Source organism: Cohnella hashimotonis (assembly GCF_030014955.1).
Lineage (GTDB): Bacteria > Bacillota > Bacilli > Paenibacillales > Paenibacillaceae > Cohnella > Cohnella hashimotonis.
Window position 1 is genome coordinate 97,488 of sequence record NZ_JAGRPV010000001.1, and the last position, 22,170, is coordinate 119,657.

At 56.7% G+C, this 22,170-nt stretch carries 14 protein-coding genes, 7 tRNA genes and 3 rRNA genes; 21 read left to right on the forward strand and 3 right to left on the reverse strand.

Annotated elements, in window-relative coordinates; translation table 11 throughout:
- Positions 1-54 precede the first annotated feature (54 nt).
- Positions 55-678 (forward strand): KinB-signaling pathway activation protein, encoded by a 624-nt coding sequence (locus tag KB449_RS00495; RefSeq protein WP_282906489.1) that lies wholly within the window; start codon positions 55-57, stop codon positions 676-678.
- Between the two features lie 11 nt (positions 679-689).
- Here the strand turns inward: KB449_RS00495 and pdaB are convergent, their stop codons facing one another.
- Positions 690-1,475, reverse strand: coding sequence for a polysaccharide deacetylase family sporulation protein PdaB (gene pdaB, locus KB449_RS00500; protein WP_282906490.1), 786 nt, complete (start codon positions 1,473-1,475; stop codon positions 690-692).
- A gap of 120 nt (positions 1,476-1,595) precedes the next feature.
- Between pdaB and KB449_RS00505 the strand changes: the two genes are divergently transcribed.
- From KB449_RS00505 to KB449_RS00565, 13 genes are all read left to right on the forward strand, one after another.
- Positions 1,596-2,204, forward strand: coding sequence for a stage II sporulation protein M (locus tag KB449_RS00505; protein ID WP_282906491.1), 609 nt, complete (start codon positions 1,596-1,598; stop codon positions 2,202-2,204).
- 114 nt (positions 2,205-2,318) lie between these two features.
- The gene (locus tag KB449_RS00510) at positions 2,319-2,543 is read left to right on the forward strand and encodes a hypothetical protein (protein WP_217597906.1); all 225 of its coding nucleotides are present in this window, start codon (positions 2,319-2,321) and stop codon (positions 2,541-2,543) included.
- A 340-nt stretch (positions 2,544-2,883) separates the two neighbouring features.
- Positions 2,884-4,436, forward strand: a 16S ribosomal RNA gene (locus KB449_RS00515).
- A gap of 86 nt (positions 4,437-4,522) precedes the next feature.
- A 5S ribosomal RNA gene (gene rrf / locus KB449_RS00520) occupies positions 4,523-4,639 on the forward strand.
- Between the two features lie 58 nt (positions 4,640-4,697).
- Positions 4,698-4,774 (forward strand) — tRNA-Ile (locus tag KB449_RS00525).
- Between the two features lie 26 nt (positions 4,775-4,800).
- Positions 4,801-4,876 (forward strand) — tRNA-Ala (locus KB449_RS00530).
- A gap of 233 nt (positions 4,877-5,109) precedes the next feature.
- Positions 5,110-8,156 (forward strand): 23S ribosomal RNA (locus KB449_RS00535).
- Together the 16S, 23S and 5S rRNA genes with 7 tRNA genes alongside form the textbook arrangement of a ribosomal RNA operon.
- A 105-nt stretch (positions 8,157-8,261) precedes the next feature.
- Positions 8,262-8,337 (forward strand) — tRNA-Thr (locus KB449_RS00540).
- 7 nt (positions 8,338-8,344) lie between these two features.
- Positions 8,345-8,419: transfer RNA gene (locus tag KB449_RS00545), tRNA-Glu, on the forward strand.
- Between the two features lie 7 nt (positions 8,420-8,426).
- Positions 8,427-8,502 (forward strand) — tRNA-Val (locus KB449_RS00550).
- Between the two features lie 17 nt (positions 8,503-8,519).
- Positions 8,520-8,594: transfer RNA gene (locus KB449_RS00555), tRNA-Gln, on the forward strand.
- 35 nt (positions 8,595-8,629) lie between these two features.
- Positions 8,630-8,712: transfer RNA gene (locus KB449_RS00560), tRNA-Leu, on the forward strand.
- Between the two features lie 91 nt (positions 8,713-8,803).
- Entirely contained in the window at positions 8,804-10,210 is a 1,407-nt protein-coding gene (locus tag KB449_RS00565) for an SEC-C metal-binding domain-containing protein (protein WP_282906492.1), read from the forward strand.
- 123 nt (positions 10,211-10,333) lie between these two features.
- On the opposite strand, the gene KB449_RS00570 is transcribed toward KB449_RS00565, so the two are convergent.
- Entirely contained in the window at positions 10,334-10,978 is a 645-nt protein-coding gene (locus KB449_RS00570; RefSeq protein ID WP_282906493.1) for a carbohydrate-binding family 9-like protein, read from the reverse strand.
- A 247-nt stretch (positions 10,979-11,225) separates the two neighbouring features.
- On the opposite strand from KB449_RS00570, the gene KB449_RS00575 reads away from it, so the two are divergent.
- The 5 genes from KB449_RS00575 to KB449_RS00595 all read left to right on the forward strand — a co-directional run bounded on the left by KB449_RS00575 (position 11,226) and on the right by KB449_RS00595 (position 18,363).
- Positions 11,226-12,071 (forward strand): HAD-IIA family hydrolase, encoded by an 846-nt coding sequence (locus tag KB449_RS00575; RefSeq protein ID WP_282906494.1) that lies wholly within the window; start codon positions 11,226-11,228, stop codon positions 12,069-12,071.
- Positions 12,061-12,972, forward strand: a complete 912-nt coding sequence (locus KB449_RS00580) for a metallophosphoesterase family protein (RefSeq protein WP_282906495.1) — start codon at positions 12,061-12,063, stop codon at positions 12,970-12,972. The genes KB449_RS00575 and KB449_RS00580 overlap by 11 nt, the downstream gene beginning before the upstream one ends.
- Positions 12,969-13,550 carry a glycerol-3-phosphate responsive antiterminator gene (locus KB449_RS00585; RefSeq protein ID WP_282906496.1) on the forward strand — a complete coding sequence of 194 codons (582 nt, stop codon included), beginning with the start codon at positions 12,969-12,971 and terminating at the stop codon, positions 13,548-13,550. The genes KB449_RS00580 and KB449_RS00585 overlap by 4 nt, the downstream gene beginning before the upstream one ends.
- Positions 13,551-13,730: 180 nt before the next feature.
- Positions 13,731-15,860: a hypothetical protein gene (locus KB449_RS00590; RefSeq protein ID WP_282906497.1), complete on the forward strand. Its 2,130-nt coding sequence runs from the start codon at positions 13,731-13,733 to the stop codon at positions 15,858-15,860.
- A 91-nt stretch (positions 15,861-15,951) separates the two neighbouring features.
- On the forward strand, positions 15,952-18,363 hold the full coding sequence (locus KB449_RS00595) for a glycosyl hydrolase (protein WP_282906498.1): 2,412 nt from the start codon (positions 15,952-15,954) through the stop codon (positions 18,361-18,363).
- 110 nt (positions 18,364-18,473) lie between these two features.
- Here KB449_RS00595 and KB449_RS00600 read toward each other — a convergent pair whose 3' ends face one another.
- On the reverse strand, positions 18,474-19,235 hold the full coding sequence (locus KB449_RS00600) for a helix-turn-helix transcriptional regulator (protein ID WP_282906499.1): 762 nt from the start codon (positions 19,233-19,235) through the stop codon (positions 18,474-18,476).
- 342 nt (positions 19,236-19,577) lie between these two features.
- On the opposite strand from KB449_RS00600, the gene KB449_RS00605 reads away from it, so the two are divergent.
- Both KB449_RS00605 and KB449_RS00610 read left to right on the forward strand, forming a co-directional pair.
- On the forward strand, positions 19,578-20,531 hold the full coding sequence (locus KB449_RS00605) for a nucleoside hydrolase (protein WP_282906500.1): 954 nt from the start codon (positions 19,578-19,580) through the stop codon (positions 20,529-20,531).
- The gene (locus KB449_RS00610; protein WP_282906501.1) at positions 20,524-22,110 is read left to right on the forward strand and encodes an ABC transporter substrate-binding protein; all 1,587 of its coding nucleotides are present in this window, start codon (positions 20,524-20,526) and stop codon (positions 22,108-22,110) included. The genes KB449_RS00605 and KB449_RS00610 overlap by 8 nt, the downstream gene beginning before the upstream one ends.
- Positions 22,111-22,170: the final 60 nt, after the last annotated feature.

Genomic DNA, 22,170 nt, shown 5'->3' on the forward strand with positions numbered 1-22,170 from the left:
CTTTTTGGGACGGACATGGTAAAATGTTTTTGTACTGACGGGGGAGGAATACAATTGAATTTGCGTAAATGGATGACCTTGTTCGGCACGACGATTCTCATCGGCGGCGGCGCCGCATTGATCACGGGCGTCGTGATGATGGTATGCGATCCGGATTTTCAAATCGGAGGCGCAAAAGGCTGGACGTTTAATGTGATTATGATGGCGCTGGCGGGCCTTTCCTTCGGCGCTTTCGCACATATGGGCTTTTTTGCGTACCTGATGTTGAATTACATTGCCCGAAGCATCATCAAGCGTCCTTATTTATGGGTGGCGCTTCAAGGCTTTGTCGCGTTATTCGTGTTGGCCGAGATTGTTTACTGGACGCACGACAGCGAGTTTCCGCCCAATGCTTATTGGATCGTGCCATTGCTGCTGGTGATCGGTGCGCTCGGGGTCGCCTGGCGCAAGGTGAAGGAGACGACTTCCGGCGCATGGATTCCGACTTTGTTTTTCATGATCGCCGTAACAACGATCGAGGGCTTGCCCGGCTTTCGGTCAGGGGGGCTTTGGACGCAGCTGACGTTTACGCTCGTTCCGATTTTCGTATGCAACGCTTATCAGATCTTGCGCTTGCACCATATCTTGAGCGTCCCGCGTGCCGCGCAGAAGCTAAAGACCGAAGCGGGCAGTCACTGAATCCTGATCAATTAAGCGACTTGATTCCACGTTTGCTTGTCTTGGACGGTCTGTCCCTTGGTATCGGTTTGACTCATTAATTGAGACACGGTCACGAACTCATAGCCTTTGGCGCGGAGCTGATCGATGATTTGCGGCAGCGCTTCATGCGTTTGCAGACAAGAGTCGCTCGCATGCAGCAAAATGATGTCCCCGGGATGAGCCTTGGTCACGACGCGCTGCACAATCGCATTTACGCCGGGATTTTTCCAATCGAGCGAGTCCGTATCCCACTGAATGACTTTATAGTTCAAATCCTCTGCGATTCTAAGTACTCGCTTATCGAAGTCTCCGTTCGGCATCCGAATCAGGTTCGGACTTTTGCCGGTCTGGTCGGAGAGCATGCCATGGGCCGTCTGAATTTGCTTGCGGATCTCATCGTCGCTCAATTGGCTGTAGTTCACGTGCTTATGGCCATGACTGCCGATCTCGTAGCCGCCGTCCACGATGTTCTGGACGATGTCCGGATGCGTCTTGCTCCAGGGAGAAGACAGGAAAAACGTCACGTTTTTTACGTTCTTCTCCTTTAGGATATCCAGAATCGGCTGCGCCCTTTTCTCGCCCCAGCTGATATCGAAGGTCAACGCTACGACTTTGCGATCGGTCGGCACGCTATAGACGGCAGCCGGCGGATGCGGGGCGAATACGCTGATGTTGTCCCTTTCCGTCCAGATCACCCCCGCAGACAGCAATACGGCGAGCGTGAGGAAAAAGTACCGCTTGATACGGCGGCCGCTCCATACGAAAAAGTAGTTCATGATTCCGATCCCCTCTCGATTAGAAGTTAGAATAAGGCTTGGACGCTACAGCTTGTTCTAATTGCAATGTATGCTTGACCCATAGCAAGTTATGATAAGCGAGCGAAGGGGAGATTCGAATTGATTAAAAAAACGCTTCGGCAAGCCTGGACGGACGTCAAGCCTTACTTCTGGGCGGCAGCCGTCATTTTTTTTGCCAGCCTGTTCGCAGGTGCCATGTCGAACGGAGACATCGGCTGGCTCGACAAGCAGCTTCAAAGCATAAGCGACATCGCGAAGCGGGCTAACGAATCGGACAATGTGAGCCTTGCGATGTTCTGGCTGATTCTTGTAAACAATCTCGTAGCTACAGCGTTTGCGATGTATCTCGGCATTTTGGCGTGCATCATGCCTTTATTTACGCTGGCGATGAATGGACTCGTAATGGGATACTTGTTCGGACAAATGGCGAATGAAGGCACTAATCTTTGGTCCGTGATCGTAAGGGGGATACTGCCGCATGGCATTCTGGAGCTGCCTGCCGTCTTTCTCGCGGGGGCTTACGGCATATTGCTCGGCGTTCGCTTGCTGCAAGGCATCGGGCGTTCCTTAACGGGAAAATCCAAGCCTTGGTCCGGATTAGCCGAAGCGATGAAGGGCTCGGTAGCGATCTATGCCGTTGTGGCGCTGTTGCTGCTCGTAGCTGCGGTAATAGAGAGCACGCTGACGCTGTATCTCGTGAAGTCCTGATTTTTTTGCAGCGTACCCTGTCATAAATCAGGCTGAATTGGTGCATAACAGTAAAACGCTTAAAGGCGGACCGCCGCACGCGATGCTGGGATTGCACAGGAGGCCAACGGTAAGATGCTGGGAATGATGTTCACCGACAAAGAATGCAGAGAGCTGGATTATATGCTTCGCAAGGAGCTCGACGAGATGCTGCTCGATCTGGGCGACCGGAGAATGGAAGGCCCCGTTAAGGAAGCGATCTTCAAGCGGTACAAGACGATATTCAGAATGTACGCGCGTATTGCTGCGCCGAGAGAGCTCTCCAGATACGCTTCGGGGCTTCGCAATCAACGCTCATAAAGCGGCTTAAGGCTAGGTTTTAAAAGATTCAGAAAATGCGGAATAAAAAGGTTGACGATATACGACTTAATGTGATAAATTATCTAACGCCCCACCTGAAGGGGAGAGCGGACAAGCGACAGCAACGAAGGAAAAGATGATTTACAAATCTTACAAGTTGCAATGTCTGGGCTCGCTGTGATATATTATAAAAGTCGCCGTTGCGAGGAGATATCGCTAACGAAGACAAGATTGCTCCTTGAAAACTGAACATCGAGCGTTAAAACAAACGGACGCTGAAGCCTTTCGGGGCGGAAGCAAAAGTTATACCAGCAATGAAATGAGCTATATTGAACTACCCTTTATGGAGAGTTTGATCCTGGCTCAGGACGAACGCTGGCGGCGTGCCTAATACATGCAAGTCGAGCGGATCTTTGATGGAGCTTGCTCCTGATGAGATTAGCGGCGGACGGGTGAGTAACACGTAGGCAACCTGCCCTAAAGACTGGGATAACATTCGGAAACGAATGCTAAGACCGGATAGGCAGCGAGGTGGCATCATCTTGCTGAGAAACACGGTGCAAGCTGTGGCTTTGGGATGGGCCTGCGGCGCATTAGCTAGTTGGTGGGGTAACGGCTCACCAAGGCGACGATGCGTAGCCGACCTGAGAGGGTGAACGGCCACACTGGGACTGAGACACGGCCCAGACTCCTACGGGAGGCAGCAGTAGGGAATCTTCCACAATGGGCGCAAGCCTGATGGAGCAACGCCGCGTGAGTGAGGAAGGCTTTCGGGTCGTAAAGCTCTGTTGCCAGGGAAGAATAAGGATGTGTTAACTGCACATTCGATGACGGTACCTGAGAAGAAAGCCCCGGCTAACTACGTGCCAGCAGCCGCGGTAATACGTAGGGGGCAAGCGTTGTCCGGAATTATTGGGCGTAAAGCGCGCGCAGGCGGTCTTTTAAGTCTGGTGTCTAAGTGCGGGGCTCAACCCCGTGATGCACTGGAAACTGGGAGACTTGAGTGCAGAAGAGGAGAGCGGAATTCCACGTGTAGCGGTGAAATGCGTAGAGATGTGGAGGAACACCAGTGGCGAAGGCGGCTCTCTGGACTGTAACTGACGCTGAGGCGCGAAAGCGTGGGGAGCAAACAGGATTAGATACCCTGGTAGTCCACGCCGTAAACGATGAGTGCTAGGTGTTGGGGGGGTCCACCCCTCGGTGCCGAAGTTAACACATTAAGCACTCCGCCTGGGGAGTACGGTCGCAAGACTGAAACTCAAAGGAATTGACGGGGACCCGCACAAGCAGTGGAGTATGTGGTTTAATTCGAAGCAACGCGAAGAACCTTACCAGGTCTTGACATCCCTCTGACCGGTCTAGAGATAGGCCTTCCCTTCGGGGCAGAGGAGACAGGTGGTGCATGGTTGTCGTCAGCTCGTGTCGTGAGATGTTGGGTTAAGTCCCGCAACGAGCGCAACCCTTGGATTTAGTTGCCAGCACTTTGGGTGGGCACTCTAGATCGACTGCCGGTGACAAACCGGAGGAAGGCGGGGATGACGTCAAATCATCATGCCCCTTATGACCTGGGCTACACACGTACTACAATGGCCGGTACAACGGGCTGCGAAGGAGCGATCCGGAGCCAATCCTACCAAAGCCGGTCTCAGTTCGGATTGCAGGCTGCAACTCGCCTGCATGAAGTCGGAATTGCTAGTAATCGCGGATCAGCATGCCGCGGTGAATACGTTCCCGGGTCTTGTACACACCGCCCGTCACACCACGAGAGTTTACAACACCCGAAGCCGGTGGGGTAACCCGCAAGGGAGCCAGCCGTCGAAGGTGGGGTAGATGATTGGGGTGAAGTCGTAACAAGGTAGCCGTATCGGAAGGTGCGGCTGGATCACCTCCTTTCTAAGGAGCCCTTCGGGGCAATACGAAGTCCGTTGTTTTAATCGCTCGAGTTCAGTTTTGAAGGAGAAATCCTTCAGCAATACCGGTTTGGTGATAATGGCGGAAGGGTTCCACGCGTACCCATCTCGAACACGACCGTTAAGCCTTCCAGCGCCGATGGTACTTGGACCGCAGGGTCCTGGGAGAGTAGGACGTCGCCAAGCCGGTCTTGATTCCTTCATCGGAATCGGGATGAAGCCAGCGAGACTGGCCATATCATACGGGCCTTTAGCTCAGCTGGTTAGAGCGCACCCCTGATAAGGGTGAGGTCGGTGGTTCGAGTCCACTAAGGCCCACCACCAAGCTTCAATTGAATACTTCCCATGGGGACTTAGCTCAGCTGGGAGAGCACCTGCCTTGCACGCAGGGGGTCAACGGTTCGATCCCGTTAGTCTCCACCATCTTTATTCTCCGCACAGCCTGCTGGTCAGATGGGCGGAGGGCAGAACTTGTTCTTTGAAAACCGGATAGCGAAACGAAAATGCGCAAATTAGAAATTCTCTACAATGCCTTGTTGGCTAGCTGAGAGCGAAGAGATGTCGCATGGAACAGCCTTTCGAGGATCGGTCGCACTGCGCAAGCGGTGAGACGGATGGATCGGAGAACGCTGTGACATCGACAACTCGGAGCGTTAGGTTAAGCTATTAAGGGCGCACGGAGGATGCCTAGGCGCCAGGAGCCTAAGAAGGACGCGGCGAACAGCGAAATTGCCTCGGGGAGCCGTAAGCAGGCTTTGATCCGGGGATGTCCGAATGGGGAAACCCGGCTGGGGTCATGCCCAGTCACCATGCAGTGAATACATAGCTGCATAGGAGGCACACCCAGGGAACTGAAACATCTAAGTACCTGGAGGAGAAGAAAACAAGAGTGATTCCGTCAGTAGCGGCGAGCGAAAGCGGATTAGCCCAAACCTGAGAGCTTGCTCTCAGGGGTTGTGGGACGTCTCACATGGAGTTACAAAGGGATAGGTTAGGCGAAGAGATCTGGAAAGGTCCGGCATAGAAGGTAAAAGCCCTGTAGCCGAAAGTCTATCCCCTCCGAGACGGATCCCGAGTACCGCGGGACACGAGAAACCCCGTGGGAATCCGGCAGGACCATCTGCCAAGGCTAAATACTCCCTGGCGACCGATAGTGAAGCAGTACCGTGAGGGAAAGGTGAAAAGCACCGCGGGAGCGGAGTGAAAAAGAACCTGAAACCGTGCGCTTACAAGAAGTCAGAGCCCGATCTAGGGGTGATGGCGTGCCTTTTGTAGAATGAACCGGCGAGTTACGTTTACGTGCGAGGTTAAGTCGGAGAGACGGAGCCGCAGCGAAAGCGAGTCTGAATAGGGCGCTTTAGTACGTAGTCGTAGACCCGAAACCGGGTGATCTACCCCTGTGCAGGGTGAAGGTGAGGTAACACTTACTGGAGGCCCGAACTCGTGAGCGTTGAAAAGCTCTGGGATGACGTGGGGGTAGGGGAGAAATTCCAATCGAACTCGGAGATAGCTGGTTCTCCCCGAAATAGCTTTAGGGCTAGCCTCGAGATTTAGCATCATGGAGGTAGAGCACTGATTGGGTGCGGGGCCCGCCAAGGGTTACCAAGTCCAGTCAAACTCCGAATGCCATGGATGTATGCTCGGGAGTCAGACGGCGAGTGCTAAGATCCGTCGTCAAGAGGGAAAGAGCCCAGATCATCAGCTAAGGTCCCCAAGTGTGTGTTAAGTGGGAAAGGATGTGGAGTTGCGAAGACAACCAGGATGTTGGCTTAGAAGCAGCCACCATTTAAAGAGTGCGTAATAGCTCACTGGTCGAGTGACTCTGCGCCGAAAATGTAACGGGGCTAAACACACCACCGAAGCTATGGCATGTCGTAGTCTTCACTTTGTTCTGGTGGAACGCCGGGACATTTCGTCAGAATCAACCGCTAAGGTTGTTCAAAGATTCTGACCAAATGCGCCCAGCTAAACACATCACCAGTGTGAAGTGAAGACTACGACTTGGGTAGGGGAGCGTTGAATGCGGGTTGAAGTCGGACCGAGAGGACCGGTGGACTGCATTCAAGTGAGAATGCCGGTATGAGTAACGAAAAGACAGGTGAGAATCCTGTCCGCCGAAAGCCTAAGGGTTCCTGAGGAAGGTTCGTCCGCTCAGGGTAAGTCGGGACCTAAGGCGAGGCCGAAAGGCGTAGTCGAAGGACAACAGGTTGAAATTCCTGTACCACCGTAATCCGTTATGAGCGATGGGGGGACGCAGGAGGGCAAGAACGCGAGCTGATGGAATAGCTCGTCCAAGCAGTGAGGGGTGCATGTAGGCAAATCCGCATGCTTTAACCTTGAGCTGTGATGGGGAGGGAAAATTACAGTACCGAAGGTTCCGTGCTCACGCTGCCGAGAAAAGCCTCTAGCCAGGAGAAGGTGCCCGTACCGCAAACCGACACAGGTAGGCGAGAAGAGAATTCTAAGGCGCGCGGAAGAACTCTCGTTAAGGAACTCGGCAAAATGACCCCGTAACTTCGGGAGAAGGGGTGCCTCGGTAGGGTGAATAGCCCGAGGGGGCCGCAGTGAATAGGCCCAAGCGACTGTTTAGCAAAAACACAGGTCTGTGCGAAGCCGTAAGGCGAAGTATACGGGCTGACGCCTGCCCGGTGCTGGAAGGTTAAGGGGAGCGGTTAGGGGCAACCCGAAGCTGTGAACCGAAGCCCCAGTAAACGGCGGCCGTAACTATAACGGTCCTAAGGTAGCGAAATTCCTTGTCAGGTAAATTCTGACCCGCACGAATGGCGTAACGACTTGGGCGCTGTCTCAACGAGAGATCCGGTGAAATTTTAGTACCTGTGAAGATGCAGGTTACCCGCGACGTGACGGAAAGACCCCATGGAGCTTTACTGTAGCTTGATATTGAACTTGGGTACGGTCTGTACAGGATAGGTGGGAGCCTAAGAAGTTGGAGCGCAAGCTTCAATGGAGGCGCCGTTGGGATACCACCCTGATCGTATCTAGGTTCTAACCTGTCACCGTGAATCCGGTGAAGGGACCGTGTCAGGCGGACAGTTTGACTGGGGCGGTCGCCTCCTAAAGCGTAACGGAGGCGCCCCAAGGTTCCCTCAGAATGGTTGGAAATCATTCGAAGAGTGCAAAGGCATAAGGGAGCTTGACTGCGAGACCTACAAGTCGAGCAGGGACGAAAGTCGGGCTTAGTGATCCGGTGGTACCGAATGGAAGGGCCATCGCTCAACGGATAAAAGCTACCCTGGGGATAACAGGCTTATCTCCCCCAAGAGTCCACATCGACGGGGAGGTTTGGCACCTCGATGTCGGCTCATCGCATCCTGGGGCTGAAGTAGGTCCCAAGGGTTGGGCTGTTCGCCCATTAAAGCGGTACGCGAGCTGGGTTCAGAACGTCGTGAGACAGTTCGGTCCCTATCTGTCGCGGGCGTAGGAAATTTGAGAGGGGCTGTCCTTAGTACGAGAGGACCGGGATGGACGCACCGCTGGTGTACCAGTTGTTCCGCCAGGAGCATCGCTGGGTAGCCAAGTGCGGGAGGGATAAGCGCTGAAAGCATCTAAGCGCGAAGCCCGCCTCAAGATGAGATTTCCCAATTAGTAAGACCCCTTGGAGAACACGAGGTTGATAGGCTCGGGGTGGAAGCGCAGCAATGCGTGCAGCTGACGAGTACTAATCGGTCGAGGGCTTATCCTACTGTTCCGATCTAGGAACAAACGGCAAGCCGCACAGGCAAGAGCATTTCTAAGCGCAGGTTCGTTTCGCATCCGGTTTTCAGGGCGCAAGCTCTGTAAAACATAAGCTCTCATAGCTCAGTAGGTAGAGTGCATCCATGGTAAGGATGAGGTCACCGGTTCGATCCCGGTTGAGAGCTCCAGCTTTATGGCCCGTTGGTCAAGCGGTTAAGACACCTCCCTTTCACGGAGGTAACGGGGGTTCGATTCCCCCACGGGTCACCATACATACGGAGGCTTAGCTCAGCCGGGAGAGCATCTGCCTTACAAGCAGAGGGTCGGGGGTTCGATCCCCTCAGCCTCCACCATCCATTATCTTATCCGTTGGGGATTAGCCAAGCGGTAAGGCAACGGACTTTGACTCCGTCACTCCTAGGTTCGAATCCTAGATCCCCAGCCATTTGGTTTTTACAAGCGGCTTTTCATTGGCCATATGCGCGTATGGCGGAATTGGCAGACGCACCAGACTTAGGATCTGGCGGGCAACCGTGGGGGTTCAAGTCCCTCTACGCGCACCATATGAAAGTGATTAACCTTTAGTTCATTCGAGCTAAAGGTTTTATTTGTTTTCTTCTCTCATTCGAAAAATAAGCTTAAAGGAGAGATCCAATGGGCAAGGGGAAAGGATTTCATCCGGATCTTATTACGTTGATGACTGGCATGAAGCCTCTGACGGGTAAGACTCCGACAGTAACGATGCTGCCCGGAAGTGCAAAAAAGCTGGTTGTAAAACACTTAAACAGGATCAAGCCGTTTTATAAGCCGAATAAGCAGCGGCTAAGGTGCGGACACTGCGGTTACGTGGGAAACTATGATCTCGGATTAATTGTATTGGACGTCGGCGGCTGGAAAAAAGCGGCGGAAGATGCAGCTAAATCAGGCTCGGATCCACAGCAAAATATGAGGAGCCTACTCGACCACTCACAATTTACCGGTTATTTTCGTTGTGTCGAGTGTAATGCTGCGGGGGCATGGGAATTTACCACGGCATTTTTCGGAATTGAGTTAATGGGGTATGTGTTACGGGCCAAGTTTGAGAAAGAAGACCTGGATTCAGGATATATGATTGGCAGGATACAATTGCATAACGGTATGAGCCCGCAATGGGCAACGCAAGGCGAAGAAGGTTTTTTAAAGCAGCTCAGGAAAGAGCCTGACAACAGTTTGCTATGGAACAAATTGGGCAACTTGTATATTAAGGGTGGAAGGCCGGATTTGGCGGCAGCCGTGTTCGAGTATTCGATCAGCATCGACCAGGCGCAGGTAGAATCTCACTATTCGTTGGGCAGTTTGCTGTTTGATATTGAGGAATGGGAGCTTGCCGCGAAGCATCTGCGTCAGTCTCTCGCATATGCTCGTTTTTACACCAAGCTTGATTCTTTGAGGCTGCGCGAACTTTTGGCAAACGGGCTAAGCATGCTGTTTGATATGAATCGTGGGCTTCAAAATAAAGTTTCCTTTCTGCCTACGGAAGAGGAGCTTGCAGCAACAAGAGAGAGCAATGAAACGGCGTCTCCGCAATCACCTGCTTTACAATCCTATGAATTTGCCTTGCGTTCCGGTGATGTGGAGTCCTTCCTGCCAGTAGCTGAGTTTTATATGGGCGGGCGGTTAGACGAAATGCCCGATCATGAACGATTGCTAAACAAGTTTGTATCCGAGCCTTTGCCGATCGATGGGGAGCAGACGGCAATGACAGAGAAGAAGGCTTATCCGGAGAAGGGATGGGGGTCCGCGCATCAGCCGATTGTGGTCAAGTTGAACTCTCCTGATCGAGCGGCACAGGTTACACAAGTATGCGAACATTTTACCTGGAATTATATATTGGGCATGGACTATACGGAGGATCTGACTGATTTGAAAAAGGCGATTCGAGAAAAATACGCGCCAGCGAATGTGTATGAGCCTTGCCCTTGCGGTAGCGGAGCGAAGTATAAATTTTGCTGCGCCCAAAAGATGAAAAATTTTGATTTGCATCATTATTTGAGAACATTCGAGGCGACGACGGAATCGTGAACGGACAGGCTGCCAACGGTCTGAGGGGCAATTTCTCGAGCAGGTTTAGAAAGTTATTCAGGAAAAGCGGCGGCTATCGCAACAGTGAGGACGAAGCATAGGCTTCGCCCCCACTTTATGGCGTCAGCGAAAGGCGAGTGTACCGAAGTAGGCGCTCAGGTGGAAATTCGGCGTCGGGACGTCGATGCGGGACCAGGACAAGTAGTGTGGATGGGGCGTCTCGTCTCCACACTTGTAGAAGTTGCCCTTGAACGCAAGGCCCGGGGCGGCGGAAAAGCCGGGAAATACTTCGGCCAGCCAATCGAGCGGAATACGGAAGGATAACGTCCAGTAGATACGGCCCGCTTCGTCGGCAAGTCCGCGTTCGGCCACGATAGAGAATCGTTCGGGCTCCAGTCCGTAAGACATGTCCCGATCTTCACGGTCTACGCCGAGACCAAGCAGCAGCGTGCCTGCTGCGTTGAATTCGAAATTCAAATAGCGCGGGTCTGTCTCCGGCATTGGCTGCAGGAAAAACTCGACGCAGCTGTCGCGGTAAACCGGTGCGTTGGCGCCTGAATGGCGAATGACAGGGGATTCTTCATAACAAACGAATCTGCCGTGAAGCGCATCTTCCGTCCAGCAAAGCTGAGCATACGTCTCCGGACGATAAGGCGCGATCGTGTCCTTTTCCCATAGATAGTTAGTAATATAAGCAGGTTGAATGTCCTTCCATTCCTTCTCGTCGATACGGCCAGCCTGATAAGCAATCGAATATTGCGGGGCCAAGGCAATGCTCCTCTCATCGTCAACAATCATAGTCAAAGTTTACCTCCAAATCGCAGCCGAAACAACGGTAATTGAAAACGCTGGCAATTGCTATTGCCCGCGATGCGCGCTACGTGATATACTGGCCTCGTCGATTTGGGGCCAAGGACAAGCGATAACTCCAGACGGCTGACGCTAGCGGTGCGAATCCGCTTCGTTTGCCGTGTGGAGTTTTTTTGTTGCCCAAAGACCGGGGAGGTAATCAAGCATGTCAGGCGAAATAAAAGCTAGAGCGCTATCCGGCATTCGTACATGGCTGTTCGATCTGGACGGAACGCTCTACCGCGGCGGGGAGCCGATGCCGGGCGCGCGAAAAGCGTTAAAAGCACTCGAATCCGCAGGCAGACGCATTCAATTCATTACGAACAACTCCAGGCATTCGGCGGCCGAAATCGCCAGTAAGCTAAGCCGCATGGGCATCCAGGTTTTGCCCAGCGAGATCGTGACGGCGACTGAATATACGGGGCTTTACATTAGGGAGCGCCATGGCTGTCTGAAGCTGGCGGCGGCTGGGAGCGATGCATTCGTGGCGGCGCTTCGGGAAGCCGGACATCATGTGCTGGAGCCGGGCGATAAGGGCATGGTGGACGCGGCGGTCGTCGGGCTCGATCCGGCCTTCACTTATAAGAAGCTGGAATGGCTGACCCAAGCGGTCTCTGCCGGGGCAATGCTATTCGCCGCGAATGCGGATGCCTGTCATCCGGGCGAGGGCGGCCATCCGGTGCCGGAGACGGGCGCACTCGCGGCTGCGCTCGAGACGGCTACAAAAAAGAAGGCGATATACGTAGGCAAGCCGGAGCCGTATTTGTTTCATTGTGCGCTCGAGCGGTGCGGTGGAGGGATCGAAAGTGCGGCGATGGTCGGAGACAACTACGATACTGACATAACGGGGGCCAAGCAAGCGGGGCTATGTACGTTATGGTTAGCTATGTCGGCCGGCGATGCGAATCAGGGGATCCCTGCGGAAGAACGCCCTATGGCGGATATGGTTATACGAAGCTTGACGGAAATCGAACAAGCGCTGCGTCATGGAGGAGATAAACTTGAGGTATGAGCATGTACGAACGAACAGCGACAGGCAGACGATCATCCGCGTTGCTGGATTGCCGGCGCCGGTCACCCTGCTGCACGTGACGGATAGCCACATGAATGCTTCCGATCTGACGGAAGGGACCGAGACGTTGGCGGAGTCCATTCGGCTTTACAACTTCGACGCGCTGGATACGCAGACCCGATTCGACAAGGCGCTCGCCTATGCGGATGACCTGCAGGCTGACGGCGTTGTTCTGACGGGGGATATCGTGAACGGAGCGACTGCGGGGAATTTGGCTTTTCTGGAAAAAAGGCTGTCGGGTTTGCGAGCGCCTTACTTGTACACGCCAGGCAATCACGATTGGGAATATCCCGGCCGTCCGTGGGGAGAAGCAACCCGCTCCGAACAATACCCCAAGTTCGGCCCGTTTACGGCGGGAGACCCGGCATTTCGAGCGCTTGAGATCGGCGGCGTGCTGCTGGTCGCAGTCGACAACAGCACTTATCAAATCTCGGAAGCGCAGCTGGCCGCCTTTAGACAAGCGCTGTCGAGGGGTCTGCCTACGCTGCTGTTTATGCACATCCCGATCTACGTGCCTTCGCTGTTGCCGGATGTCGTCCGCAGTTGGGGATCCCCCATTATGATGGCTGCGCAGGGCTGGGATGCAGGCCTGATGAAGCAATGGCAGGTGGAGCCGCCGGGAGAGGCAACGCTCGCTTATTACGAATTGCTGCTGAGCAATCCGGCAGACAACCTGATCGGCATCTTCTGCGGTCATGTACACTTCGCCCACGAAGATGCTTTTGGCAGAGGCTCGCGCCAGTATGTGACAGCGGCCGGCTTCGACGGCGGCTATCGGGTCATCCGACTGCTGCCCGCGAGCGGGGCGGACGATTCGGCCGGAAAAGCGGAGCAGGCATGACGCTGCTGCACCGGCTGGCGCAAAGTCCGGTCATCGCCGCGGTCCGCTCGCAAGAAGCCGGCGAGCAGGCGCTCGCGAGCGGCGCCGCCAATCTGTTCGTCATGGACGGCACCGTGGACGCGGTCGCGCGTCTCGCCGAGGCTGCGAGGTCCCGCGGAAAAGGCGTGTTCGTCCATCTGGACCTCGTGCGCGGGCTGTCGAGCACCGACAAGGAGAGTCTTGTCCTTCTTCGAGACTGGATCGGTGCTGACGGCGTCGTCACGCCCAAGGCCCATCTGATCAAAGAGGCGAAGCGAATCGGATTGCACGCGATACTGCATCTGTTCGTCATCGATTCGCGCGCGCTGTCCGCGGGCTTGTCGCTGGCCGAATCGCTCCGCCCCGACGCGGTCGAGATCATGCCCGGCGCGTTACCCAAAATTATCGGCGCCTTCGCAGACACGCTCCCCGACATTCCCGTCGTCGCGAGCGGCTTGATCGACAATCCCTCCGAGGCGGCAGCGGCGCTGAACGCGGGAGCGACTTCGCTTTCCGTCAGCAATCGCTCCCTCTGGGCATTGACGCATAAAGATTTGTAGACTTGGCGTCGCACCGCTTCCTGCGGATGCGGCGTCTTTTCTTTTATCCCGCGGCAGCCTCCTCCGCCCAAAAGTGAATAGCATTCGACCACATCCTGATAGAAGCAGCTGCGATACCATGCTATTTTTAAATTCGATCGGCCCATTTGTAACCATTCGATGACAAGAGGAGCTGGGATGATGGGAAAGAAAACGGTCTACCTGCTGGGCTGTGCCGCCTTCGCGCTGCTGTTGCTGTTCGCCGTACGAAGCGGCGAAGCGGCAGCTGCGACGTATTATGTAAGCGATTCCGCAGGGAACGATGCGAACGCCGGTACGAGTTCGGCGGCGCCCTGGAAGACGCTCGCCAAGGTGTCCGCCGCAACGTTCAGTCCGGGGGACCAAATCCTGCTGAAGACGGGAGATACGTGGACCGGACAAACGCTGACGCTGCATGGGGAAGGCACAGTCGCCTCGCCGATCACCCTGTCCGCCTACGGGACGGGAGCCAAGCCGGTGATAGCGCCGGGCATCGTCGATGCGATCTGCATTTCGCTGAACGGTCTCGGCGGCTGGAATATCTCAGGTCTGGAGCTGCAAAACGCGATGACGGGCATCATGCTGACGTACAACGACGTGTACGACAAGAGCCATATCGCCATCGACAACATGATTTTCCGGCATATGAACCATACGTACAATAGCGCGCCTGAAACCTACAATCACGTCTCCGCCGGTGTGGACGTGCGCGGCCTGCAGCCCTGGCCGGGAGGCGTGCTGGGGGATGCCACGGACTTTAGCATCAAACGGACCGCACTGGACGGCTTCTCGCTGACCAACTCGAGCTTTTACGACTGCGATACGGCCAACTTCTTCGGGCGGGTCGGCACCGGCTACATGCATGAGGTGAACGCGCCGGCCATCAAAAACGTCGTCATGTCGAATCTGTATACGGAAAACGGCGGCATGTGGGGCTTCGATTTCCATTGGATCGACGACGGGACGATATCCAATCTGCGCGTAAACGGCCTCGGCACGGCGTACAATCCGTTCGGCGTCGGCGGCATTATCGTTCAGGTATGCCGCAACCTGACCTTCGACGGCGGGGAGCTGGCGAACATTCGCAGGAACACGGCCGCCTACGACGGCGTCGGCTTCGACTATGAAGGCGCGAACGACCATATTACGCTGAAAAACTATTACATTCACGACACCGACGCCGAAGGCGTATTTATTTTCAACAACGGGGGCGTCAACACCAATCTGACGATGGAAAACAATACGATCGCCAACTACGCCAAAAGTCCGGGCGTCGCGGACGAGAACTTCGCGGTTCGTATCCTGGGCAATTCGACGGGAACGGTGCAAAACAACCAGTTCGTCAACTTCAAGCCGTCCGCGGGCACGTTTAATGCGCAGCCGGCCACGCTTACGTATTCGGGCAACGCCACTTACGGCGCGCAGGACTGGGACTTTGGCGTCGCAGCCTCGCCGGCCGACTATCAGCAATGGGTGATGGCCAACGAACTGGCGGGTAACGTATCCGGCGGCATCCTGACGCTGACTTCGACAGGCGGAGATCCCTATATGATCTCGGCCGAGGGCTTGGGCTTGTCCGCGTCCAATCGCTTCTTCAAGATTCGTCTGAAAAACAATACCGCCGCCACCGAGGCGCAAGTGTTCTTCAAGACGAACGCGGACTCGGTTTTCACGGAAGCGAAGTCCAAGAAGTTCGCGATCGCGCCGAACATGACGGGGTATGCCGACTACGTGGTCGATATGGGGACCGTCAGCGGCTGGAGCGGGACGATCAAGCAGCTGCGCCTGGATCCGTTCGCCAATACCGGCACGATGAATATCGACCGGATCTCGCTTACGAATACGTCAGGCGGGGTGACGGTGGCCAACGCCGGGTTCGAAGCGCCTGTCACGGCGAATTACACGTACGGGCCGATTACAAGCGGCTGGACGTTCGCGAACTATACGGGCGTGCAGCGCAACGGCTCGGACTTCGGCGCGCAAGCTGCGCCGGATGGCGTGCAGACAGCGTTAATCCAGCATGATGCGGCATTCGAGCAAAGCGTGTCCTTGAATGCGGGCATGCACACCGTCGGCTTCAAGGCGGCGATGCGGACGAACTTCGGAGGGCGGCAGACGTTCGATGTTTTTTTCGACAACAGGAAAATCGGCACGTTCTCTCCGTCCACAGGCACCTTCGCAGCATTCGAGACACGTGCCTTCTTTGCGACAGCCGGTACGCACGTCATCAAGTTCAAAGGGGCGACGACAGGGGACAATACGGCGTTCGTCGACAGCGTGACGGTGAATTAGCGCGATGACATAAAGAGCGGCGGTCAGGGCGGCGAGAATGCGAATTTCGCGGGATCGCCGCCATGACGAGACTCGCCAGGGGGAGAGAGACATGAATCATCGAATGCGGAATGCGATTGCGGCGGCTTTGCTCGGGATAGCGGCGTTGTTGTGCTTTCTCTATTTCACGGGACAAGGGAAAGGAAACGATAAGAGAGTGGAGACCGTGCAGGGACAGGAGCAGGCGCAAGGCCAAGAGAAAAACGCGAATGCGTCGGCGTCACCGGCGGCGACCGGAGGAGAAGCGACGGCTGCAGGCGGGGGCGTCCAGGGGGCGTCCGAGACGGGGGCCGGACCAGGCGCCGAACGGCCGAAGCCGGCCGCCTTCGACGAAGCGCAGTTTGCCGATCCGGACGTCCGGTACCGGCCGCTGCTCATGATTCACGATAAGCTGCATACCGGCATCATCAAGAAGCTGAGCGATCTGGGCTACGGCGGCATGGTGACGAACGTCGACTACAACGGCTACCTGAAAAACGAGGAGTTTTGGGAGATTCTGAAGCAAAACGTTGCTTATGCGATCGACAAGCTCGGGCTCCGCGTATGGATCTATGACGAAAGAGGATATCCGAGCGGCACGGCGGGCGGTCTGGTGCTGGGCGAGCATCCCGAGCTGGAGGCGCAGGGGCTTGCCGTTGTCGTCAAAGAGGCGGCAGCCGGCAAAAAGGTCGTGATCGAGCATCCTTACGGACATGGAGAAGTCCGGTACGCGGCCGCTTACCGGGGCACCGAGCGGAGCTTCGACGCCGCGTCGGCAGTCGATCTGCGCGCTGCCGTCGACGAACAAGGAAACCTGACGTGGCAGGCGCCGGCTTCGGGCCGCTGGGTCGTCTTCTACTTTGTCCAAAAGCCGTTCTATGAAGGGACGCACGCCGTCAACAACTGGTTCGAGCAGCGCCGCTACATCAATTTGCTGGAGAAGGACGCGACTGAAGCTTTTATCGACATCACGCATAAGCAGTATTACGAACGGCTCGGCTCTTATTTCGGCAAAGGCATCGAAGCCTTCTTCACGGACGAGCCGGCCTTGACCGGGACGTATATCGGCACGCCGCCCCGGCAGCCGAGCGTCCTGGACGCGCCGGATCCCGCGGTGCCGCTGCTGAAGACGCTGAACTGGGGCAACAAGCTGGCCGACGAGTTCCAGAAGCGGCGCGGCTACGAGCTGCTGCCCGTCCTGCCGTATCTGGTCGGGGGCGAGGGCAAGGAGGCGCAGCGCGTGCGCGGAGATTATTACCGGACGCTGTCCGAGCTCGTCCTGGAGAGCTACTTCGAGCCGCTCGAGGCGTTCTGCGGGAATACCGGCGTCGCCTGCTCAGGCCATTTGTTGCTGGAGGAGGAAATGTACCATCAGGCCATCTACGAGGGCAACCTGATGAACATCTACCGGCATATGCAGCTGCCGGGCATCGATCTGCTCACAGCGCATCCGAAGCTGGCCAAGGAATGGGCGGCGACGACGGCCAAGCTCGCAAGCTCCGCGGCGCAGGAGGACGGCAAGCCGCATGTGATGAGCGAGATTTCCGACGCGTTCGATGGCGACAAGGCCGACTTCAAGGGGCGTCTCGCGGCGGTGGCCGTCCAGTTCGCCTTCGGCGTCGACCGGTTCAACTCCTATTACGAGTATGACCGGATGAGCGACGAGGAGAACAGGCGTTTCGCCGACTATATCGGGCGTATCGGCTATATGATGGACGCCGGCAAGCCTGCGCCGCAGGTCGCGGTATATTATCCAATCGAGAGCGTATGGGCGGAGACGCTGCCGCCGATGTCGCTCAGTCCGGCGGATTATGCCGCCCGCGCCGTGACGGTCAGCGACAGCTTCAAGCAGACGGCGCTGCGGCTCGCCGGGCATCAGCTCGACTACAATTATATCGACGCTGACGGCATCGCCGACAGCCGCGCGGAGGACGGCTTATTGTCGGCGCGGGGCGGGCTGAGTTACAAAGCGCTGATCGTGCCGGAGACGACCGTCGTCGACGAAGTTCTCGCCGCCAAGCTGGAAGATCTCGCTGCAGCCGGCGTGCCGCTTGTGCTAGTCGGCGCGGGGCCGGATTATATCCGGACCGACGGCGGCCTGAAGGAGGCGGACGGTCTGTACGACAGGCTGGCCAAGTTCCCGGGCGTGAAGCGCGTCGGTTCGGCGAAGGAGCTGGACGCGCCGCTCGCGGCGCTGGTCGCGCCCGATCTGAAGCTCGGGCAGGCGGATCCGGATATATTAAGCGCCATGCGCACGGGCGAGGGAGGCAAGACGTACCTGCTCGTCAACACCGCGGACGAAGCGAAGACGCTCTCCGTGCAGTTCCGGGCGACCGGTTCGCGCGCGCGGCTATGGGATCCGGACGGCGGCGAGGTGAAGCCGCTGGCCGTATCGGCGTCCGGCGACGGGTACACGCAGGCCGAGCTTGCCCTCGGGGAGCGGCAGGCGCTGATCGTGACCTTTGAAAATGAAGTTGGGGAATGAAGCTAGAGAATGAAGCTAGAGAATGAAGCTGGAGCATGAAGGGCATTAAGCGGGAAAAAGGAAGTCCTGACGCAAGAAGAAGGGATGGCGGCAATCGACCGTCATCCCTTTTATTCCGCCCCGGACCGGATGAAGTGATTGCGCTTGAAGGCGCTCGGCGTCTGCCCGGTCAGTTTGCGGAACGTGCTGGCGAACTGCGAGCTGTTGGAGAAGCCGCAGTCCAGGGAGATGGCGCACATCGTCATGTCTGTGGACAGCATCAGCTTCTTGGCGTGCTCGACGCGCTTGTTGATGATGAAGCTGAGCGGCGATTCTCCCGTCTTGTCCTTGAATACGTGGCGAAAGTGGTCGTAGCTGTACCCGGTAATTTTAGCGAGTGAGGGCAGGTCGATTTCCTGATGGAAATTCTCGTTGATGTAATTCTCGATATACTCCAGCAGGTCGGCGAACGATCGGGATGACCGCGTCCGTTCGATCTCGATGATGAACTCGTTGAGCAGCAGCTCGAGCTTGTGCTGGTAATGCAGACGCTGGGTCGAGAGCTCGTGCTTGAGCTTGTTGACGATCTGCATGAGGAGCGAGGAGCGATCCGGATAGACGCCGTTTTCGAATTGAACGGAAGCGCTCTCATTTAACGAAAAGCCGATGCACAGCAGCTCGGTCGTCTCGTCATGCACTTCGTTGTGCGCGGTGCGGGGCCTGATCAGGCTGAAGGTGTTGGGCGCGTAGCGGTATTCCGTGCCGCCGATCGTCGTGGAGCCGGTGCCGGACGTGTAGTACACGAGCTCGTAGCAGTTGTGGTGGTGCGTCGTAATCTCGGTCTGCGGTTTGTGATGGTAGGTAAAGGCGAATTCAAGCTGATCGGCGAACATGCTCGTCCTCCTGACATCCCCATATATGAATGATTGCCGCAGGGCAATCTCACCAACAGTATAGTGGCAAAAGGCATTTTTGTCTGCATCGTACGCGGGATGATCACCATTTTTCGATAATGTTCAACCACTTCCGGATAGATGGTCCTCGCGTGCTGTGTTACATTCAGGTAGGAATGGAAAACGGCTCTCGCGAGGCTGCGCTTTACAGAACAGAGGGGTCTGCGTTCGAAGTACTTCGGTACAAGGGCTTCAGTACGACTATGGAAAGGCCGGCCGCGCGACAATGGTTAAGCGCTTCCATTATCGGCGTTCGGAGAATCGAAGGAGGTTGCAATCGCTTTGTCTACGATAGCAGGGAACGCGCAGCGCGTTATCATCGACACCGATATCGGAGACGACATCGACGACGCGCTCGCGATATGGCTGGCCGTCAAGTCGCCGGAGCTCGACATCGCCGGCATCACGACCGTATATAAGCAGACGCACAAGCGCGCGCAAATGGTATCCGCCTTGCTGAGGGCGACCGGCAGATCAGACATTCCGGTCGTGCCCGGCGCCTCGCTGCCGCTGATCAGCAGGCAGATCTACGGCAAGCCGGTCGATCCCGAGGAGGCGCCGGTGCAGTATCTGGAGGAGATGCGAGGCGAGCCGGTCGACACGCGCCTGACGGCGGCCGAATTCATCGTGCGGACCGCGCTCGAGGCCGAGCGGCCGATCGCGCTCGTCACGCTCGGCGCGTTGACCAACGTCGCGTTGGCGCTGCGCGTCAAGCCGGAGATCGCGGACCGTATCGCCAAGATCGTCGTCATGGGCGGCGCCTACGATATGAACGTGTCCGAATACAACTTCTCCTGCGACCCGGAGGCGGCGCAGATCGTGCTGGGCGCGGGCGTCCCGATCGTCGCCGTGGGGCTCGACGTCACCTTCAAGTGCCTCTTGTCCGAACGGCAAACGGCTTCGATCCGCGACAGCGCGGATCCCGCAGCCAAGCTTGTCATGAGGATGCGCGAACATTGGGCTTCTCCCCACATCTATCTGCACGACCCGCTCGCGGTGGCAGCCGTATTTCGAGAAGACTTCGTCCGTACCGAGCGGCGGGTGATCGATATCGAGACCGGCGGCGCTTATACGCGGGGGATGAGCATCAGCCTTTCAGGCATGAACTGGCATCGGCCGGCCGCGGATTCGCATGTGCGGGTAAGCACGGGCGTCGAGCATCAGGCTTTTATGGATCTGTACATGGAGCGAATATTGGCTTTTACCCCGATAGAGGAGCGTGACGGCATTGCTTAAATTCAAATGGAAGTCCCAGACTCTTATGCTGGCGGCGGCTGCGCTCGTTGCGAGCGGCTGCTCCGGCGGATCCGGCCAATCGGAGTCGACGGCGACGGCTTCGCAAACGGCGAGCGCATCGCAGACGGCGACCGGCTCGGCAACCGCATCGCCCGAAGGGACGGAAGCCGGTCCCAAGGAGATCGCCGGCGGACGTCCCGTGACGCTGACCGTCGACCTTCACGGCTGGATGCCTACGGTCAATACGGAGCCGACGGCGGAAAATCCGACGGTATTCCTGTCCACGCAAAAGATCGCCGACGCGTTCATGAAGCTCCACCCGAACGTGAAGATTGCCTGGGCGCGCACGAAGCCGGTCGGCAAGCTGCAAAACGAGATCGCGGAGTGGCTGACGACCCAGATCTCCGCGGGTACCGCCCCGGCGATCACCTTTACCTGGGGCAACAATTACCTGGATCGCGACTGGTACGAGCCGCTAGGCGACGCGCTGTCGTCGCCGGACGAATACGTGGCGGGCAACGCGAAGTGGAGCGACCTGTTTCCCGACTACCTGATGAAGCACCGTTCGCTTGTCGATAACAATAAGCAGCCGGTCGCCGTGCCGATCGTCCTGTACTCGGGACCGGCTACGGGCTACTACTACAACAAGGACCTGTTCGAGTCGCTCGGCATCAATCCGCCCAAGGATTGGGAGGAGATGTTCACGGACGCCAAGCTGCTCAAGGAAAAGGGCTACGTGCCGTTCGCCCAATGGGGCAACTTTAAGCAGATCGAGCTCGGCCAGTGGAACCAGCAATTCAGCGTCGGCCCGTTTTTTGCGGCGGCGCTCATGGACAAGACCGACTACGACAAGGACGGCCAGGTCGACACGCTCGAGACGCTGCGCGCGACGAAGGCGGGATTGTTCAATGCGGCGGAGCACGATTACGCACAGGAGATGTACCGGCAACTGAAGCGTATGTACACGGAACTGCTGCCCGCAGGCTGGCAGAACACGGATTTCTCGCAGCCCTGGAACGACGGCAAGGTCGCCATGCGCGAGGAAGGGCTGTGGGCGCTCCAGGCGGAGAACGGCAACAAGCAGCGCAAGTTCAATTACGGCGTTATCCCCGCTCCGCCGATCACGAAGTCGACCTCGCCCGACGTCGCCGACGTGCAATACACGGAGAAGGGGCCGTATCAGCCCGATCCGGACTTGTCGCTCAACATCCTGAAGCCGATCGTCAAGGACAATCCGGATCTGAAGGAAGCGGCGATCGCCTTCCTCAAGTATTTGACCGTCCCCGAGAATATTTCGATGATGGTGCTGGAGCAAGGCGCCGCGCTCGGCGCGGTCAAGGGCTCGGAGATTCCGCCGCTGCTCGACGACTGGATGAACAATTCGTTCCCGATTATGCCCAAGGCCAGCTGGCCGAACGCCTTCACCGACGAGCAGGGCATCGCGCTCAACAAGCAGTTCGAGATGTGGGTGAAGGGCGAGACGGACGACGCCAAGTTTTTTGCGAAGAGCAACGAGATCCAGCAGAAGAGCGCGGACGACTATATCAAAAAAATGAACATCGATACGACCGGCTGGTAAGCGGCGGGAGTCGGGGCGGCAGGCGATCGGCCTGCCCTCCCGCATATCGCTCCGGGCTTC